Origin of the sequence: Algihabitans sp. (genome assembly GCF_965226985.1) — a bacterium.
Lineage (GTDB): Bacteria > Pseudomonadota > Alphaproteobacteria > Kiloniellales > DSM-21159 > Algihabitans.
In genome coordinates this window covers 1,807,629-1,825,674 of the sequence record NZ_OZ245712.1, presented here as the reverse complement: position 1 = coordinate 1,825,674, position 18,046 = coordinate 1,807,629, and the positions used below count along the sequence as shown (strand labels likewise).

At 66.5% G+C, this 18,046-nt stretch carries 16 protein-coding genes; 11 read left to right on the top strand and 5 right to left on the bottom strand.

Annotated elements, in window-relative coordinates:
• Positions 1 to 50 precede the first annotated feature (50 nt).
• The 3 genes from ACO054_RS08405 to ACO054_RS08395 all read left to right on the top strand — a co-directional run bounded on the left by ACO054_RS08405 (position 51) and on the right by ACO054_RS08395 (position 4,297).
• Entirely contained in the window at positions 51 to 1,214 is a 1,164-nt protein-coding gene (locus ACO054_RS08405) for a hypothetical protein (protein ID WP_421709985.1), read from the top strand.
• A gap of 184 nt (positions 1,215 to 1,398) precedes the next feature.
• Positions 1,399 to 3,795 (top strand): ATP-binding protein, encoded by a 2,397-nt coding sequence (locus tag ACO054_RS08400; RefSeq protein ID WP_421709984.1) that lies wholly within the window; start codon positions 1,399 to 1,401, stop codon positions 3,793 to 3,795.
• 97 nt (positions 3,796 to 3,892) lie between these two features.
• A complete protein-coding gene (locus tag ACO054_RS08395) occupies positions 3,893 to 4,297 on the top strand; it encodes a response regulator (protein ID WP_421709983.1) in 405 nt (134 codons plus the stop codon).
• Between the two features lie 39 nt (positions 4,298 to 4,336).
• On the opposite strand, the gene ACO054_RS08390 is transcribed toward ACO054_RS08395, so the two are convergent.
• Complete coding sequence (locus tag ACO054_RS08390) at positions 4,337 to 5,089, bottom strand: response regulator (protein ID WP_421709982.1); 753 nt, start codon at positions 5,087 to 5,089, stop codon at positions 4,337 to 4,339.
• A gap of 242 nt (positions 5,090 to 5,331) precedes the next feature.
• Between ACO054_RS08390 and ACO054_RS08385 the strand changes: the two genes are divergently transcribed.
• The 6 genes from ACO054_RS08385 (at position 5,332) to ACO054_RS08360 (ending at position 11,816) form a co-directional block, all read left to right on the top strand.
• Positions 5,332 to 6,897 carry a glucan biosynthesis protein gene (locus ACO054_RS08385; protein WP_421709981.1) on the top strand — a complete coding sequence of 522 codons (1,566 nt, stop codon included), beginning with the start codon at positions 5,332 to 5,334 and terminating at the stop codon, positions 6,895 to 6,897.
• Positions 6,885 to 8,708, top strand: a complete 1,824-nt coding sequence (gene mdoH / locus ACO054_RS08380) for a glucans biosynthesis glucosyltransferase MdoH (protein WP_421709980.1) — start codon at positions 6,885 to 6,887, stop codon at positions 8,706 to 8,708. The genes ACO054_RS08385 and mdoH overlap by 13 nt, the downstream gene beginning before the upstream one ends.
• 76 nt (positions 8,709 to 8,784) lie before the next feature.
• Positions 8,785 to 9,561, top strand: a complete 777-nt coding sequence (locus ACO054_RS08375; RefSeq protein WP_421709979.1) for a CDP-alcohol phosphatidyltransferase family protein — start codon at positions 8,785 to 8,787, stop codon at positions 9,559 to 9,561.
• On the top strand, positions 9,558 to 10,142 hold the full coding sequence (locus ACO054_RS08370; protein ID WP_421709978.1) for a YceI family protein: 585 nt from the start codon (positions 9,558 to 9,560) through the stop codon (positions 10,140 to 10,142). The genes ACO054_RS08375 and ACO054_RS08370 overlap by 4 nt, the downstream gene beginning before the upstream one ends.
• A 100-nt stretch (positions 10,143 to 10,242) precedes the next feature.
• The gene (locus ACO054_RS08365; protein WP_421709977.1) at positions 10,243 to 11,004 is read left to right on the top strand and encodes an FkbM family methyltransferase; all 762 of its coding nucleotides are present in this window, start codon (positions 10,243 to 10,245) and stop codon (positions 11,002 to 11,004) included.
• The gene (locus ACO054_RS08360) at positions 11,001 to 11,816 is read left to right on the top strand and encodes a RibD family protein (protein ID WP_421709976.1); all 816 of its coding nucleotides are present in this window, start codon (positions 11,001 to 11,003) and stop codon (positions 11,814 to 11,816) included. Before ACO054_RS08365 ends, ACO054_RS08360 begins: the two co-directional genes overlap by 4 nt.
• Here ACO054_RS08360 and ACO054_RS08355 read toward each other — a convergent pair.
• The 4 genes from ACO054_RS08355 to ACO054_RS08340 are packed head-to-tail and all read right to left on the bottom strand — an operon-like array spanning position 11,764 to position 15,025.
• Complete coding sequence (locus ACO054_RS08355) at positions 11,764 to 12,567, bottom strand: class I SAM-dependent methyltransferase (protein WP_421709975.1); 804 nt, start codon at positions 12,565 to 12,567, stop codon at positions 11,764 to 11,766. The genes ACO054_RS08360 and ACO054_RS08355 overlap by 53 nt on opposite strands.
• Entirely contained in the window at positions 12,564 to 13,604 is a 1,041-nt protein-coding gene (locus tag ACO054_RS08350; protein ID WP_421709974.1) for a glycosyltransferase family 4 protein, read from the bottom strand. Before ACO054_RS08350 ends, ACO054_RS08355 begins: the two co-directional genes overlap by 4 nt.
• Positions 13,601 to 14,005: a 6-pyruvoyl trahydropterin synthase family protein gene (locus ACO054_RS08345; RefSeq protein WP_421709973.1), complete on the bottom strand. Its 405-nt coding sequence runs from the start codon at positions 14,003 to 14,005 to the stop codon at positions 13,601 to 13,603. Before ACO054_RS08345 ends, ACO054_RS08350 begins: the two co-directional genes overlap by 4 nt.
• Before the next feature lie 15 nt (positions 14,006 to 14,020).
• On the bottom strand, positions 14,021 to 15,025 hold the full coding sequence (locus tag ACO054_RS08340; RefSeq protein WP_421709972.1) for a zinc-dependent alcohol dehydrogenase: 1,005 nt from the start codon (positions 15,023 to 15,025) through the stop codon (positions 14,021 to 14,023).
• Positions 15,026 to 15,061: 36 nt separating this feature from the next.
• Between ACO054_RS08340 and ACO054_RS08335 the strand changes: the two genes are divergently transcribed.
• A complete protein-coding gene (locus ACO054_RS08335; protein WP_421709971.1) occupies positions 15,062 to 16,798 on the top strand; it encodes a sulfatase-like hydrolase/transferase in 1,737 nt (578 codons plus the stop codon).
• Positions 16,795 to 18,018 (top strand): MFS transporter, encoded by a 1,224-nt coding sequence (locus ACO054_RS08330; protein ID WP_421709970.1) that lies wholly within the window; start codon positions 16,795 to 16,797, stop codon positions 18,016 to 18,018. The genes ACO054_RS08335 and ACO054_RS08330 overlap by 4 nt, the downstream gene beginning before the upstream one ends.
• Positions 18,019 to 18,046 lie beyond the last annotated feature (28 nt).

The window sequence follows — 18,046 nt, the reverse complement described above, 5'->3', positions numbered from 1 at the left end:
ATCCGCTGCGACCGTCATGCTGATGACGGGACTTCTCGGGAGGTCGGGACATGGTCGGGCAGGTCGTAGGCGAGAAAACGACCGATCAAAGCGCAGCGGCAGAGTCGCCGCAGTTTCGCTTTTATGACAATCGGCAGAAGTATCTGCTCTTCGTCACCACCACCAACGAGAAGCAGCGCACCGCCGAGCGGGTGGCGCAGGAGCTGCCGCATCTGCGCCCGCGCCCGCCGGCGCTGCGCCTCTTCGATGCCGGCACGGGCGACGGCACGGTGCTGGCCATGGCCCAGCGCGCTCTGCATCACCGCTATCCCGGCGTGCCCTTCTGCGTGGTCGCCAAGGAGATCAGCGGCGAGGACGTGCGCCTCGCCCTGCAGAAGATGGCCGACCGGCTGGTGGAGCATCCCCAGACCGTCCTGGTCTTCACCAACATGCTCTACGGGGAGGCGCCCTGGCTCTCACCGCGCCGGCCGGACGACCGCGGCCGGGTCGCCTGGCGGGAGGTGCCCTTGACCGGCACCTCGGCCCACGAACTGGACGCCCAGATCCAGGCGCAGGTCGACTTCGTCTCGCGCGTCTGGGCGACGCGCACCAATCCGCAGACCGGCAATCCCTCCTACGTCACGCCGGCGGTGCTGGTGCTCTACCGCGCCGACCAGCGCTTTGGCCTCGACAGTGTGATCCCGCGGCCCCAGGCGGCGCAGCTGCCCTACGACCTTATCATCGCCTCGCAGCCCTTCCGCGCCCGCCTCTCGGCCGAGCGAAAGGTGCGCAACGTCCTGGCGCCGCTTGCCCGCGCGCTCGCGCCTTCCGGCCGTCTGGTCGTGGTGCAGTCCACCGGCCGGGATCCAGGGCTCCAGATCGTGCGCGGCATCTGGCCCGATGAAGCCCCCTTCGCGACGCCGCGCGAGGTGCTGACGGCCGCGCTGTCGCAGGAGCTGGGCGAGGCCTTTCTGGTGCCGGCACCGGAAGAGCAGCCGGAGCAGGTCGCGTTTACCTATGGTCTGGAGCTGTCTGCGGGGGAGCTGGACTCCTCCATCGGCACCTCTACCTTGCTGGCCGCCTGGAACGCGGCCGTCTATGTCGCGCAGATCGAGGACCATCGCCTGACGGAGGCCATCACCAGCGGCCGCTATCTGGAGGCGACCCAGGAGGTTCTGCAGCGGCACAAGGGCCTGTGGTTTGAGAACGAGTCCTTCGTGGTGCTGCGCCGATGAACCGGCAAATGTCTCCGGGATGGAGGCGGTTTCGCTCTCGCCCGACGCGATCCGACCCGCGATCCAGCCGTCGCACTTCAGCTTATGCGTTACAAAACGTTACACAAATCCGCCCCGCAGGCGTGCGCGATTTACCGACGTTCATGATATTCGCCAATCTGCGGAAAGTGTTCGAGGCGGTTCGGTGGCGCAGGCTGGTCGTGACAGGTCGATACGTCGAAGTCTGCTGGGACGCTCGCGGCGCGGCCTGCTGATCGCGCTCGCCGCTCTCCTTCTGATCTTTACCAGCGCGACCGCCTACTTCGGTCTGCGACTGCTGGACGAGAAGGCGTACAGTCTCGCCTCTTACAGCGAAGGTGCGACGCTTGCCATCGAACTGGAGGCCGACCATCAGCGCCTTTCGGCCCAACTCGCTCGCTACGAGGCGCAGCCGACGCTCGATCACCGTTTGCTCCTGCTGCAGCACTTCGAGTCCTTCGAAGCGCGGCTGCCGTTGGTCCTGAACTCCGATACGGACCTGAGGTTGCCCTCGCTGGCCAGCTTCTTGACCCCGATCGGCGAGATCTTCGCCGATCTTCCGAAACTCGAAGCGGATCTGCGGGCGCTCGATGCGGAACGGCCCGAGACCTTCGCGGCGGTGCGGGCACGGCTGGTCGACTACGGCAGCCCGATTGAGGAACTCTCGCGTCGCGTCCTGCATCGGGAGTACTTCAGCGGCAGCGACCGCCGCATCCTTGTCCTGAAGCGCGAGATGGTCGCGACCTACATAGTGCTGCTGGTGGCCGGCGGTCTTCTGATCTTCCTGCTCTGGTACCAGAACCGCCTTGCCGAGCAACTGACAGCGGAGGCGGAGCGGTCGCGCGGGGAGGCTCAGCGGGCCGAGCGCCGGCTGCTCGACGCGGTCGAGAGCATCTCCGAAGGGTTCCTTCTTCTCGACGCTGACAAGCGGGTGGTGCTGGTCAACCAACGCTTCTACGAGCTGGTGCCACAGGAACTGCGAAGTTTCGGGCCAGGTGACGACTATCGCTCGGTGATCAGGGCGGCGGGCAGCTTGGGTTTCTACGGGCGCGATATCGCGACGCGCGAAGCGGTCCGCCGTCGTCTTGAGCGTCTCGAAAATCCGAGCGAGCCCTTCGAGCTCATCAATCCGGATGGATCGCAGATCCGCATCCACGAATACGTCACGGCCGACGGCGGCCGCGTCAGCCTGCGCACGGAAGTCACCAGTCTGCGCCGGGCTGAGCGGGAGCGGCTGGAGCTGCAGGCGCAGTTCTACCGGGCCCAGAAGACGGAGGCCCTCGGACGCCTGGCCGGCGGGATCGCCCATGAGTTCAACAACGCGCTGATGTCGATTCAGGGCTACGCGAACTTCCTGCGCGAGGACCTGCTGCCCGGCACGGCCGAGCGCAGCTACGCGGAGAACATCCTGGCGGATAGCGAGAGGGCCGCCGTCCGCGTACGGCAGGTTCTCGACTTCGGCCGGCATGGCGGCGGCCTTCTCGAGCCGACTCGCCTGGCCGACATCGGACGGGAAGCCGTGGACCTGCTGACGACCTCTCTTCCCGAGGCGATCCGGGTGACCTTCCGGGACGACACGCAGGGCGGCCGGGTGAACGCCGACGCCGCGCAGCTCGAACAGGTGGTGATGAACCTCTGTGTCAACGCCTGCGATGCGACGAACGATGCGGGGGGTGAGTCGGGAAGCGTGATCGCCGTGACGCTTCGCACCATGACGACGGACGGCGACCGGGCGAAACGTCTCCTTCAGCCTCAGCAGAGTTCCGTCGAGAGCGCGGTGCCGACGGTCGTCGAGCGCGGCTCCGACGGGCGAAACCGCCTTTGGGTCGGGGTGTTGCCTCCAGCGCGCTACCACGTCGTCGAGGTGCGCGACGACGGCAGCGGGATGGACCTGGCCACCCTGGAGCGGATCTTCGATCCTTTCTTTACGACCAAGCCGCAGGAGCAGGGCAGTGGGCTCGGTCTGGCCGCCGTCTACGGCATTGTACTGGCCCATGGCGGCGCGCTCTCGGTCGAGACGTCGCCGGGGGAGGGCACCTCCATGTCGGTGTTTCTGCCGGCCCTGGCCGAGGAAGAGCCCCCTCGGGCGAAAACGGAGGAGCTGCCGTCGGCCTCGGACGAGCCTGTCGGCCAATCCAGTTGGCGGGTTCTGGTCGTCGACACCGCGCCTGAGGTTGCGGAGGCGCTTGCCGTCGACCTTCGCCGGCTTGGGGACTTGACGGTGGAGACGGCGGCCGGCGCCGAGCAGGCGCTGGAGCGGCTGGGTCAGGATCCGGAAATCGAGTTGGTCGTTTGCGACCGCAGCCTGACTGGCACGGGCGGAGGGGATTTCGCAGCGGAGGTGCGCTGTCTCTCGCCGGACTTGCCGCTTCTCTTCATGGCCCGCACGCCTGAGTCGGATGTCGTTTCAGGCCGACAAGGGCAGGGCGATTCCACGCCCCTGCGGGACTCTCTGGAACCGACGGCCTTGCGGTTGGCTGTCGACCGCGCTCTGGCCAACAGGCCTTCTGCGCACCAAGGTAACTCTTCTAATAAGCGCGCTTCCTCGAACCGCGTCGCATAACGCCGCATTCACAATTCCTTACCGTGCGTTCATTGTTCTTCTATCATCCATTTGCTTGGGGTTGTTGAGGTCGGTGGTGGCTGGTTTGGAGGGCGAGGTGGCGAGAATCCTGCTTATCGACGACGACGACGCCCTGCGCGAAGTGCTGCGTCTCCAACTCCAACGCGCAAATCACGAGGTCAAGGAAGCCTCCGACGGCCGTCAGGTTCTGGAAGATCCGGTTGCCTGGATCGACTGGGCCGACCTGGTGATCACGGATCTCTTCATGCCGGAGCGGGACGGTATCGAGACGCTTTGCGGGCTCAAACAGAACTGCGCCGATCTTCCGATCATCGTGATGTCCGGGGGCGGGCGTGTTCAGGATGTCGAGGACTTCCTGGGCTATGCCACGCAGCTGGGTGCGACCCAGGCTTTGCAGAAGCCTTTTAGCCGGGCGCAACTCCTCTCGGCTGTGGAGCTTGCACTACGCGATCGCCCAATGCGTCAGGCGGCCGTCTGTTAGAAAATCTTAGTCCTTGATAAACCTGGGAAGCTGGACGTCTCAGGCCGGAAGACTCGACGAGGCTGCATTGGCGGTTGTCCGCGCGCCCCGGCGTTCGACCTTGCTGGCAAGAATGTAGCCGACGGTGCGCACGGTCTTGATCAGGGTCGGATGCGCCGGATCGCTCTCCAGCTTCTTGCGGATCCGTCCGATCAGAACGTCGACCGAGCGATCGAAGGGCGACCACTCGCGCGAGCGCGTCAGGTCCAGCAGGCGGTCGCGGGTCAGGGGGCGGTTCGGCGCCTCGGCCAAGGCGCGCAGCAGGTCGAACTCTCCGCTGGTCAACTCGATGTCTTCGCCGGTCTCCCGCATCAGTCTGCGGTGGGTCAGGTCGAGGACATAGTCGGAAAAGTGGAGGGTCACGCTTTCGACGTCGGCCCCCACCTCTTCGCGCGGATTGCTGCGCCGGAGAACGGTCTTGATCCGTGCGACCAACTCGCGCGGCTCGAAGGGTTTGCAGATGTAGTCGTCGGCGCCGAACTCCAGCCCCAGGACCCGGTCGACCGGCGTGTCCACGCCCGTCAGCATGATCACCGGGATGGCGCTCTCCTGGCGAATTTCGCGAAGAAGATCGAACCCGTCGGCGTCGGGTAGGCGGACGTCGAGCAGAACCAGATCCGGGGTTTCCTCGCCCATCAGCTTGCGCATTTCGGCGGCGCTCTCTGCCTCGCGTGCCTCGAAACGGTCGCGCAACAGCAGGGTCATGACCATCCCGCGTAGATCTTGATCGTCGTCCACCAGCAAAATGTTCATGGCCTACCTTCTCACACTACGGTGGAGAGTCCAGACAATGTAATCCATTTATCCTGCGGGACGAGGCCGCCGGACGGGATGTGAACCACAAGTATCTCACAAGTTTTACCGAACCGTTTCCCCCAGCGACCGTTAACTTTTCGGCTGAGACGGATTTCCTGACCTTCTGCCAAGCTTGCCGAAATTTTGCCGCATGCGCGACCTAAGTGCGTGCAGATCCTCCTGTGTGATCATGTGTGAATATGAACAGACGCCACTTTCTCGTCTCGGCTCTCTCCCTCTCTCTGGCCGCCATAGCCGGCAGCGTTTCAGGGGGGCGAAGCACTCTTGCGGCGCCTCAGGTTGGTGAGGCCGTGCCCTTTTCCGTGGATGGCCTCAGGGCCCGAGCTCAGCAGTTGGCGAGCGAGCCTGCTCGGACGCGCCCGGCGATCGAAGGCCCGCTGGCCGATCTGGGCTACGATGCCTACAGGGACATCCGCTACGACCGTAACGAAGCGCTTTGGGCCGGAACGGGATCGCGCTTTACCGGCGAGTTCTTTCATCCGGGTTTCCTCTATCGCCGCACGGTCAAAATCCACGAGGTGGCCGAGGGGCAGGCCCGCGAACTGCTCTACGACCCTTCGCTGTTTGGGTTCGGGCCGCTCGTAGGGGATCTCGGCTCCTTGCCCCAAGACCTTGGTTTTGCCGGGTTTCGAACCTTCTATCCCTTGAACGCTCCAGGTGTGCAGGACGAGTTGGCTGCCTTTCTGGGCGCGAGCTACTTCCGGGCGCTTGGTCGCGGCCATCACTTCGGCGTGTCGGCGCGGGGGATCGCGGTCGACAGCTTCGCGTCCGAGCCGGAGGAGTTTCCGGCCTTCACCGCCTTCTGGCTTGAGCGGCCGGCGGCTGGAGCGGGTCAGATCACGCTGCATGCACTTCTGGAAGGTGAAAGCATTACAGGGGCTTATAGCTTTATCTTCCGTCCCGGTGAGAGCACGATCTGCGACGTGGACGCCGTTGTCTTTCCGCGCCGGACGATCGAGAAGCTGGGAGTGGCGCCGCTGACGTCGATGTTCCTCTTGGCGCCCCATCAGCGTCGAACCGGCGACGACTTCCGGCCCCGTGTTCACGACTCCGACGGGCTGTCGCTCTATACCGGCCGCGGCGATCGGATCTGGCGACCTCTCGCCAACCCCTCTCAGCCTCGAGTCAGCGTCTTTACGGATGAGAATCCGCGCGGCTTCGGCCTGATGCAACGCGCCCGAAGCTTCGAGGCCTACCAGGACCTGGAGGCACGCTACGACCAACGGCCGAGTCTCTGGGTCGAACCGCTCGACGACTGGGGGCCCGGGTTCGTCGAACTGATCGAGCTGCCGACGCCCGACGAAACCTACGACAACATCGTGGCGGCCTGGATTTCCTCCGAACCCGCTGCGGCCCAGACGCCGCGACCCTTGCGTTACCGCCTGCACTGGTGCTGGACGGCGCCGATGGAGCCCGACCGGGCCCAGGTCGCGGCGACCTGGTCGGGGGCGGCGAACTGGGGCAACGGAGACGGCGAGCGGAACGGGCCGACGCGCAAGTTCGTGATCGACTTCGCCGGACAACAGCTCGGCGAACTGCCCGGCGAGGCGGCGGTCAATGCCGTCGTACAGGTGCAGAATGGGCGTGTGTCGCCGCCCATCGCGAAGCCGAATCCGCCTCTGGGGGGGTGGCGCGCCTTCTTCAATTTGGAGCCGACCGGCGAAGGGCCGGTCGAGTTGCGATGTTTCCTGCGGCTCGGCGATCAGCGTCTCACCGAAACTTGGAGCTATCAATGGACGGCTTAGTCGAAGCGACGCCGGCGGTTCCGCGCCGGTTGCTCTACCGTCTCTGCCTCGTCTGTCTGCGGCGCGGGATCGCGCTCACCGCAGCTCTGCTTGGCGCGCTCGCGGTCCTGTCGCTCGCGGGGCAAGCTTTGGCCGTGGATGGCTTCGGGGCTGCGGATACCGCCGCGCTGCTCCTTTTCACGCTTCCGACCCTGTGGATCGCCTGGTCGGCCGGTCATGCTCTGCTCGGATTTCTCGGACGGCGCCTTGGCTGGGTCCCGGCTGGGCTCGCGATGCCCCAGTCCCGCGCGCCGATCGTGACGCGCACCGCAGTGCTGATGCCTGTCTACGAGGAGTCTCCGGTCTCCTGGGGGGCCAATCTGCAGGCCATGGGGGAGGAGCTCTCGGCCTTGGGTCTTGCCGGCCAGTTCGACCTCTTCGTGCTCAGCGATACCCGCAGCGACGAGGTGGCCGCCGAGGAGGAACGGATGCGCAGCCGCCTGGCCGCGCGCCTGCCGATGGCTGTGCACTATCGCCGCCGACAGGACAACACCGGCAAGAAGGCGGGCAACATCGCCGACTTCTGCCGCCGGTGGGCTTCTCGGTACGATCACCTGTTGGTGCTCGACGCGGACAGCCTCATGAGCGGCGCCACCGTGGCGCAGTTGGTGCGAAGCATGCAGGCCAATCCTCGGGCCGGGCTGATCCAGACCGCCCCGCGGCTTGCGCGCCGGCACAGCCTCTTTGCGCGACTGCAGCAGTTTTCCGCCGCCTTGATGGGGCCCATCGCCGCGACCGGTCAGGCCCTCTGGCAGGGGCGAGACGGGAATTTCTGGGGACACAACGCCATCATTCGCGCTCGGGCCTGGGCCGAATGTGCCCATCTTCCCCGCTTGAGCGGCGAGGCCCCTTGGGGCGGCCATATTCTCAGCCACGACTTCGTCGAAGCGGCTCTCCTGCGCCGCAGCGGCTGGGAAATCTGGATGCTGCCCGAACTCGGCAGCAGTTGGGAGGAGACGCCGCCGAGCCTGCTGGACCACCTGGCGCGGGACCGGCGCTGGTGCCAGGGCAACCTGCAGCACCTCCGTGTCGTAGGATGGCCCAAGCTGCATCCGGTGAGCCGGATCCATCTTCTGCTCGGCATCGCGACCTATGCCATCGCCCCGCTCTGGTTGGCCCTGGTGATCGGCGGCGCCTTGCTCGGGCTGACGGATGCTCTGGCGCTGGATCCCTTCCTCGCCGCAGGCGCGCTCATGGCGAGCGGCACCTTGCTGTTCGCTCCGAAACTCCTGGCGTTGCTCGACACGCTGCTCGACCGAACGCGCCGGCGCGGGATGGGTGGGGGCTTCTCCGTCGGCCTCTCGACCTTGGCGGAGACCCTGCTGACGGTGCTGTTGGCACCAGCGGTCCTGTTCTTCCATGCTCGCTTCCTGATCGAGTTGGTCGCAGGGCGCGATAGCGGTTGGGGCCGTCAACAGCGCGACGAAGCCGATCAACGTTGGGGCGAGTTGATGGCCTGGCACCGCTGGCATCTCGGGGGCGCGGCCGTTCTCGCGACGCTGGCGGTGGTGACCGCGACGCCTGGCATGATGCTTTGGCTGCTGCTTCCGGCCGCTGGCTGGGCCAGCGGTCCGCTGCTGGCCTGGGCGACCGCTCATCCGCGTGTCGCCGCCGCGACGCGCTGGCTGTTCCGGACGCCAGACGAGCGCTTCGTGCCGGAAACGATTCGTCGTGCCGAAGCTCTGCTCCAGCGGTTGCGCCAGGAGGACGAACCGTCGCTGCTGCCCACCGGCCTGCCGGCGGGACTCCCGGCCGACAGGGTTGCAGCATAGTGGCGCAGCTCGCCTCTGGACTGGCCGAAGCGGCGGCGGCGGCCTAGTCTTCTTCCCAGGTTTCAAAAAGATGTCATTGCTGAACAGCTCCCGCGGCGCCGCGTTGCGCCAGCTTCAGTCTTCGGCTGCGCTCGCCCTGGCTGTCGGTCTTTGCGCTGCCATCCTGGCGGCAGATCTTCTCGTCGAACGGCAGGGCCTCTCCAACCCAGTCCTCTGGCAGTCGCTTGCGGTCTATCTCGCCGTCGCGGCCGCAGTGCGTCTCGGACTTCCGGCGCATCTTCCGCAAACCCACTTCGGCCCGGCCAACGCCGTTACGCTCTTGCGGGCCGTCCTTGTCTGTCTGCTGGCGGGTTTGGTCGCGCAGACCAGCCCCTCGGCGCTCGGCTGGTTGGTTCCGGCACTCGCGATGGTCGTGCTGTCCCTGGATGGGCTGGACGGTTTTCTCGCCAGACAACGTCATTGCGCCTCCGCGTTCGGTGCGCGCTTCGATCAGGAAGTCGATGGCCTGTTCGTTCTCGTGCTTGCCCTGCTTGTCTGGCTCGACGGGCAGGCCGGCGTTTGGGTGTTGATTTCCGGTCTGTGGCACTACGCCTTTCATCTCGGTCTTCTGGCCTGGCCGCGCTTGCGGCGGCCTCTGCCACGACGTTGGCGCCGGAAGATCGTCTTCGTGCTGCAGGTCCTGCTGCTGATCGCGGCGCTGTCTCCACCGTTGCAGGGATGGCCAGGGGCCCTGGCGGCGTCGCTCGGCGTGGTCCTGCTCACCGGATCTTTCCTGACGGATCTGCGCTGGTTACTCAGGGACCGCTCGGACAGACTACCGAACTCGGTTGAACGTTTGGAGGCAAGGGAATGAAGTACGCGATTCTAGCTGCGGGACTGGCACTGGCTTTTCCCGTCTCCGTCGCTCAGGCCGAGCCCGCTCGCTACGAACTGGATCCTGAGCACGTGGCGATCGCCTTCCTGGTCGACCACATCGGTTATGCCAAGACCCTCGGAAAGTTCCTGGAGGTCGAAGGCAGCTTCCTGTTCGACGAGACCGTTCCCTCCGTCTCTGAGCTTGAGGTGGCAATCGCGGCGGACTCTGTCTTTACCGCACACGAGCGGAGAGACGATCACGTCCGCAGCAACGACTTTCTGGCGGCCGAGGATCATCCGGAGATCACCTTCGTGATGACGGGGGCGGAGCCGAGCGGCCCACGGACAGGGCAGGTGCTTGGCGACTTGACCATTCGCGGCGTCACGCGTCCCGTGTCCCTGGATGTGACCTGGAACAAGTCGGGCACCTATCCCTTCAACAACAACTACGTCACCGGGATTTCCGCGCGCACGACGATCAAGCGCAGCGACTTCGGCATGACCTACGCGGTCGAGAACGGACTGGTCGGCGACGAGGTTGAGATTGTCATCGAAGCCGAAGCGATCCGGCAGGACTAGGGTGCACTTGCCCTCGACCTCCGCAGGGCGCTTCCACCCGAGGCGATCTCACTCTGTGAGGCCGACCCCGGAGCCGGACCGAGAGGGCTCGAAGAGACTCATGCTGCGAGCGAGCGTGCTGCGCGATCCGGCGGAAACCTGGGGCTTCCTCCGCTCCCTGCTGATCTATCTCGGTCGGCCCGGACGCGCGGCAGCGGAAAGACGCCTCTACGCCCAATTCCTCTCAGCCGGTGATCTCGCCTTCGATATCGGTGCGCATGTCGGCAATCGGAGTCGAAGCCTGGAGGCGATTGGCGCGCGTGTTGTCGCCGTCGAACCGCAGCCCCGCTTCGCGGCTTGGCTCGAGTGGCTGTTTCGCAAGCGGCCCCAGGTCACCGTTCATCGGTGCGCTCTGTCTGGGCGGGTCGGGCAGGCGAGTCTTGCTGTCAGCCGGCGTCATCCGACTCTCGCGACGCTCGACCCGAACTGGAGGTCTCAAGTCGCCACCTTGCCGGGCTTTGCCCATGTGCGGTGGGAGAGCGATCTGAAGGTCCCGGTCGAGACACTGGATCGTCTGATCGCACGCTATGGCAAGCCGGCTTTCTGCAAGATCGATGTCGAAGGGCATGAGGCTGAGGTGCTATCTGGGCTCTCGACGCCCTTGCCGGCACTGTCCTTCGAGTACACGCCCGGAGTTCCTGCTCCAGCGCTCGATTGTGTCGCGCGGCTGGAGGCGCTCGGCAGCTATCGCTATGCCATCAGCACGGGCGAAAGCCTGAAACTGGGCGCGTGGTGCGATGCCTCCGAGCTGCGTGACTGGTTGCGCGCGCGCAGGGCTTCCGAGCGCTCAGGCGACATCTACGCCGTGTTGCGACGGCCATGACGGCCGACGGCATGACCCCGGGCCTGCCGGACAATCGCTTTTGGGACGAGCTTCTGGCGTCTGCGGCGGGCTGCGGCGTTTCTCCCGAGATCGCTGAAAAGGCGACTCGCGATTGGCCGCTGTGGCCGCTCTACAGTCCCCTGTTAAGGCCGGTCTGGACGCTCGCGCATCTTGGCCAGTCCTTGGATGGGCGCATCGCGACGGAGGGCGGCGTCTCGCGCTATGTCACAGGCTCTGAGAATCTGGACCATCTGCACCGCCTGCGCGCTCTGGCCGATGCGGTGATCGTCGGCGGCGCGACGGCGGCGCTCGACGATCCCCGCTTGACCACCCGGCGTGTCAGAGGCGCCAACCCGGTGCGCGTCGTGCTCGACCCGAAGCGCCGGCTTTCCGAGAAGCTTGGCATCTTTCAGGACGGTGCCAGTCCGACGCTCCTGGTTGCCGCGGAAGCGACCGGCCCCCACGGGCAGGCGGAGGTCATCGCGGCGCCGCTTGCCGACGACGGGCGTCTCGTTCCGAAGGGGGTCGTCGCCGCGCTGCGTGCGCGCGGTCTGAACCGGCTTTTCGTGGAGGGTGGAGGCGTGACGGTCTCACGCTGGCTAGGTGCTGGCGTACTCGATCATCTGCAGGTCACGGTGGCCCCGATGATTCTCGGTTCGGGGCGCCCCAGCCTTACTTTGCCGCCGATCGAGGACTTGGATCTGGCGCTTCGACCGGCTTGCCAGACCTATCCGCTCGGCGCCGACGTTCTTTTCGATTTCAGGCTCGGCGAGGCTCGGGGAGACTCAGAAGATCGAGGTGACCCACGGTGAGCCGCTGATCCGGCAGGTCGTGCCTGGCTTGCTGCCAGCGCCGGATCCTTTCGGCTGCCGTAGCATCCTGCGGAGCGCTCTGTTCCAGGGCCGCTTCGCCATAGCCGTCCGCAACTGCGCAGATTAGCCTGGATTGTTCCGGACCGAGCCGCCAATCGGCCGAGGCCAAATGGACTTCGTGCCCGATCCGGCGCAGAATCTGGGCCGCGCTTTGCGCCGCCTCGTAGCCAAGCGCCGGACCGAAGGATTTGTCGCGACGATGATGCCGTGCGACCAAATCCAGCACCTCCTCATCCTCCGGCAAGCCCGGGTCGAAGGTGATGCGTCCGTCGACCGTGAGGGCCAGGTAGAGAGCCGCCTTGCTGAACTGCGCGGCTACGCGTTCCAACCAATCCTGCGAGACGAGGTCGAGCAGCGCCGAGCAGGTCACAAGGTCGACGGACTCGGAGGGGAGCAAATCCAGATCGGCGGAGAGATCCAACTGCAGCGTCGCGACCTCGACGGTGTCGTGGCTCTCGGGGCAGCGCCTCAGCAGGTCCTGATCGGTGTCGACGAGTAGCCAATGCTGCCGGCAGACCAAACGCGGCGAAATCGCGCGCAGGGTGGCGCCGGTGCCGCACCCGAGGTCGAGAATGCTGAGGTCCGGCTTCGCCGACGCCCAGTCCGCCAGACGATCCAGCAGGTCGGGATTGCGGGCTGCTGTGTCAGCCGGCGCCCGCAAGGCGAGCCAATCCGCCTCGAAGCCTCTCATCCAAGACACTCCAGCAGCGCCGCCACGCGACGACCTGTCTCGCCCCAGCTGGGCAGGTGCTCGCGCGCGGCCTGCGCGGCATCCTTGAGCGCTTCGTAAGCTTCGTCGTCCGTCATCAAGTGCTGGAGCGTCTCGGCAAGCGCAACGGGGTCGCCCGGCGGCACCAACCGCGCTGCATCGGGAGGGAGCGTGTCGGGGATCGCGCCGGCCGTCGTCGCCACGACGGGCACTCCGCGAGCCAGGGATTCGGTCAGCACCATGCCGTAGCCCTCGTGGAAGGACGGCAGGACGAAAAGGTCTGCCGCCCGGTAAAGTTGCGCCAATGTGACGCTTTCCACTTCGCCTGCAAAGTTTATCCGTTCGGCATGGGGGTGAGTCGCGGCAAGCCTCCGCAGCCGCTCGGCTTCTGCGGGATCGCGGTGTGGCGAGCCGGCCAGGATCACGCGAAAGTCCGTGAAGGCGACGGCCTCCAAGGCTTGCAAGAGCACCGCATGCCCTTTGCGTCGCGTGAGGCTGCCGACCGACAGCAGGGTGAAGGGCCTGCCGGTCCCTGTGGCGAGCGGCGCGGGGTCGACGCCTGGAACCGCGACGGTGATGCGGCTTGGCTCCACGCCGTAGGTGCCGACCAGGCTCCGGGCGGTCGCGGGTGAGGTCACTACGATGGCGTGAGCCGGGCGCAGAGCGGCACGTTCCAGGTCGCGCAGACGTGTCGCGTCCTCCACGGTCAAGCCGGTCTCTTCGGCGAGGGGATGATGGACGAGCGCGATCAGCGGGCCGCGTGCGGCGAGCGCCGTCGCGGCCTCGGGCAGAACACCCAGGGCGAGACCGTCGACCATGATCGGTAGATCGGCGGGCACCGCCGCGAGCCGGCGGTTGGCCTCAGGCACCCGCTCGGAATCGGTCAGCACTTCCGGCAGGCGGATCAGCTCGCTGCGCCAGCCGCAGGAGCCCAGTTCGGCCAGCAACCGTTTGTCGTAGAGGTAGCCACCGGTCCGCGTCTCCGGGTCGCCGGGCAGCGCGAAGACCAGCCGCTTCACGCCGGCAGGGCACCTTCGAAGGCCGCCCAGGCGACATGACTCTCCCAGAGGGTGACCTTGAGGCTGCTGAGGCCCTTGGCGCTCTCGCCCAGTTGCCCTTTGGCGATCTGTGCCGCAACGCGGTCGAACAGTGCTTTGGCGAGGAATTCCGTCGTGGTGTTGCGGCCCGCGAAGTCGGGCAGGTCGTCCAGGTTCCGGTAGTTGAGGGGCGCCAGAACGTCCTTCAGGGCCTGACTGGCAAGCCCGATGTCGATCACCAGTCCGTCCGCATCCAGCTCCGGCCTGCGGAACTCGACATCCACCAGATAGGTGGCGCCGTGAAGCTGCTGTGCGGGTCCGAAGACCTCGCCCTGGAAGGAGTGGGCAATCATGATGTGCTCACGCACGGTGAGAGAGAACATTCGGGCTTTCCTCGTTCAGTCGTAGCGCACTAGGCGGCAGAGCGCCGCCTCGCCGGCGGCAAGGCGGGCCATCGTTTCCGGCAGCTCCGCGAAGGGAACCTCGCCGTCGAGCAGGGCGTCGAAGGCCGGGTCGCGGAGTAAGGCCAGTGCGGTCGCCAGGCGGTCGCCGTGGCTGCGCCGCGCACGGCGGGCCGGCGAGACGCTGCCGACCTGCGAGGAGACGAGCTTCAACCGCTTGGCGTGGAAGTCCCGGCCCAGCGGAAGCGGGACGGTTTGCGTCCCGTACCAGGACAGCTCCAGAACCGTCGCCTCGAAACCGGCCAGGATTAGGGCAGGGGCCAGTCCCGCCGGCGAGCCGGTCACGTGGACTACGAGATCGCAGGCGTCCGGCAAGGTCCGGCCGGCTGCCTCCGGAGTCAGAAAGGCGAGATCGAATGCCGCTGCGATCTCCGCCTTCGCCGGATCGGCATCGATCAGATGAACCTCCGTACCCGGAATGGCGGCGGCCAGCCGCGCCGTCAGGCACCCGACCACGCCGGCGCCGATGACGGCGATCCGGTCGCCGAGGCGCGGGCCGGCGTCCCACAGCGCGTTGAGGGCGGTCTCCATATTGGCACCCAACGCGGCTCGTCGTGCCGGCAGACCGTCCGGCAGCGGTTGAAGCAGCTCCAGCGGGGCCAGATAGCGGTCCTGATGGGGATGCAGGCAGAAGACCTCTCGGCCGATCAAGGCGTCCGGTCCAGCCTCGACTTGTCCGACGCTCGCGTATCCGTATTTTACAGGGTAGGGGAAGTCGCCCTCCTGCAAGGGGGCTCGCATCCGATTGTACTCGCTCTCGGGCACTTCTCCCCGGAACACGAGACCCTCGGTGCCGCGGCTGATCCCGCTGTAGACTGTGCGCACCAGAGCTTGCTCCGCAGTCGGCGCGGCCAGGGGTTCGAAACGCAGCGCGCCCTGTCCGGGACCTGTGGTCCAGAAGGCGCGCGCCTGCTCGTGAACGGTACTTGGGGCGATCGTCATGAGAAGCCGTGCGGCTGAGAAGGATGTAAGCGGTCCGTGAGCCGGAAAGACGAGCGACAAGCTAGCGCGGCCGCAGGCTCACGCACAGCCCCAGGGTGGCTTCGATCCCCCTGGATCGCGGTCTTCTGCCTCGTCGCGGCGCTGATTGCCCTGACCCAGGTGCCGCTGCTGCTCGGCTTGCCGGCCTGGGCCCTGTCCCTGCCGCTGGAGCCGCTGGTGGCGGCGCTTGTCTTGCTGGCGCTTCCGCCGAGCCGGGCGAGATGGCTGGTCTGGCCGGCCACAGCTCTCCTGACGCTGGGGTGGCTGGTCCTGGCAATGGAGCGCATGGCCTTCCTGCTGCTCGGCCGTCCGCTGAAGATCTGGCTCGATCTGCAATTGATCCAGCCGGCCCTGGAGCTGATCGACGGCTCCATGACTCCAGGCATCGCGGTCTTGGTGGCCCTGCTGCTGTTGCTGGTGCCGCCGGCTGTCTTCCTGGGTTTCTTTCTGCTTTGCCGGGGATTGGCGCGTGCGCAGGCACCGCGTCTCGCTATTGCCGGCACGGCCTTGGCCTTGACCGGGATGGTTGCCGCCCCTCAGGCACCACAGTTGACCGTAAACTTTCTCTACGACGCCGTCGCTTTTCAGGTCGACCGAACCCTTCGGGTCGCCGAGGAACGTCCTCTCTTTCAGGCCTTGCTGGCGGACGATCCGCTCGCCGACCTCTCGTCCGATCCCCTGCCTGGCCTGGCCGGTGCGGATGTTCTGTTGATCTTCGTGGAATCCTACGGCGAAGCCGCCTTGTCCGATCCGCGCTACGCGGAGGCGATTCGAGCGACGCTCGGTGAGATGGAACGCGACCTAACAGCCTCCGGTCTTAGCCAGGCATCGGGTTGGTTGGTGTCCCCGACTGTCGGCGGGCAGTCCTGGTTGGCTCATGCGAGCCTGACGAGCGGTCTTTGGATCGACAGCCAGGATCGTTGGGATCTGCTGGTGGCCAGTGAGCGCCGCACACTCACTCAGGCCTTCACGGCGTCCGGTTACGATACGGCCTTGATCATGCCTGCCATCGTCCGGGCCTGGCCCGAGGCTGAGTTTTTCGGCTTCGACCGGACCTATTTCCACGATGATATGGGCTATGCAGGGCCGCCCTATGCCTGGGTGACCATGCCCGATCAGTTCACCTTAGCCGTGCTGGACCGAGAGGTTCTGGCCGCCGGGGAGCCTGAGGTTCGGGAGCGGCCGCCGGTCTTCGCCCAGGTCGCGTTGATCTCCAGCCATGCGCCCTGGACGCCGATTCCTCCGGTGGTCGAGGATTGGTCGGCCATCCGGGATGGCGCTCTTTTCGATCAGTGGTCCGATCCTCCGGTCCCGCCCCAGGAACTCTGGCTGGACGCCGCCGCCGTCCGGGCCGCTTACCTGGATGCCCTGGAGTACGTCCTTCGCACCTTGACGAGCTGGTTGCAAAAGCCCTGGGAACGACCCCGTCTCGTCCTGATCGTCGGCGATCATGAGGCGGGTGCCGTGGTGTCCCGCTCGGAACCGGCGCGCGCCGGGCGCCAAGCGGAGAGGGCTCGACCGACGACGGCGACTCTTGCGGGAAGCACCGTACCTCTGCATGTGGTCAGCGACCGTCCCGAGCTCGTTCTGCGCCTGCTGCAGGCCGGCCTTGCAGAGGGACTGCTTCCTCCGGCTCGGCAAAGCGATAGTCTAGCTTTGCCCATGTCGGACTTCCGCCGCCTTTTCCTCGACGCCTTCGCCGACCCTCAGAGCGACGGCTCGCCCAGTTCGTGAACCGTTCTGCTGCCGAGGTCGGCGCTGCGGCCCCGTCCGCGCGTCTCGCGACCGTGGTACTGCTGACCACCGCCGTTCAGACCATCGGGTCCTGGGCCGTGCTGTCCTTTCCTGCCTTGGCGCCCGAGATCGGTGGCAGTCTCGCAATTGCTCCGGTCCTGGTCGGCTCGCTGATATCGCTCGTCTACGGTGTCGCGATGCTGCTGTCGTTGGTCGCGGGGCAGACGCTGCGCCGCTACGGGGCCTGTCGCCAGAGCCAGGCCGCTCTGGTCGCTTTCGCACTGGCCTGCGGCAGCGCGGCGAGCGGCAGCCTGCCCGGTCTCGTCCTGGCGGGTCTGCTGCTCGGAATCGGCTACGGCCTGATCAATCCCGCGACCTCTCACCTGCTGGCGCGGGTGGCGCCGCCGGAGCGGCGCAATATCGTCTTTTCCCTGAAGCAGACCGGTGTCCCGCTCGGCGGCGTTCTGGCTGGCCTCGCCACACCGGCATTGGCGCTGGCGTTCGGCTGGCAGGCGGCGGTCGGCGGGCTCGCCCTGATCAGTCTGCTCCTTGCGGCGGCGCTCATCCCCTCGCGGCCTGCTCTCGACGACGACCGGGAGCCTGCCGCGCCGGTGCTCCGACGGCCCTTGGCCGGTCTGTCCCTGGTGCTGCGTCTCGCACCCCTGCGCTGGCTGTCCATCGCCGTCTTCTTCCTCAGCGCCGTTCAGCTTTGCCTCAGTGCCTACCTGGTGGTCTTCCTGGTCGAGGAGGGCGGTCTCTCCCTGGTCGCGGCCGGTGCGCTGCTGGCCGCGACGCAGGCAGCCGGTTTTTCCGGCCGGCTGCTCTGGGGCTGGTTGGCCGACCGCATCGGCGACGGCAACGGCGTTATGCTGGGCCTGGCCGGGGTGATGCTGCTGGCCTCGGTCGCGACGGCGCTGGTAACGCCCGCTTGGCCGTTGATCGGCGTCTACGCGCTGTTCCTAGTTTTCGGCATCACCGCGATCGGCTGGAACGGGGTTTTCATGGCGGAGGTTGCGCGGCTGGCGCCGCGCGGCGAGGTCGGCAACGCGACGGCTGGGGCGCTGGTCCCGACCTTCGGCGGCGTTCTCTTCGGTCCGTCTTTCTTTGCCCTGGCTTATGCCGCAATCGGCAGCTACGCCATGACCTTCGGCGGTTTGGCTTTGGCGGCGCTGGCGGCCGGCCTATCTTTGGTTGTCGGTCGGCGGGCGTCCTTACGGTGAGGCGAGATAGTCCGCAGGCCGGTACCGC